The organism is Bacillus sp. SIMBA_008 (genome assembly GCF_046535495.1).
Taxonomy (GTDB): domain Bacteria; phylum Bacillota; class Bacilli; order Bacillales; family Bacillaceae; genus Bacillus; species Bacillus subtilis.
In genome coordinates, this window is the sequence record NZ_JAWRWL010000890.1 from 1 (window position 1) to 253 (window position 253).

Consider the following 253-nt stretch of genomic DNA (forward strand, 5'->3'; position numbering starts at 1 on the left):
GGGGCACCAGCCAGGCCGAGGCCATCGATGGCGTCACGCTCAGGACCAGGACGTCGTCGCGACGCGCGGCGAACGGCTGCACCTCGCGCGCGATCGCATCCAGGTGCGGGGCGATCCGCTCCAGCAGCCCCTGCCCTTCCTGGGTGGGCCGCACGCCACGCGGGTGGCGCTCGAGCAGGCGATAGCCAAGCCGCTCCTCCAGCGCGCGCATCTGGTGGCTGAGCGCGCTGACGGTCAGGTGCATGGCCTCGGC

At 73.5% G+C, this 253-nt stretch carries 1 protein-coding gene; it reads right to left on the reverse strand.

The features are described 5' to 3' along the window. Positions 1-253 (reverse strand): LysR family transcriptional regulator (locus tag SB658_RS25925; RefSeq protein ID WP_410603350.1); only part of this gene is annotated, 253 nt, incomplete at both ends.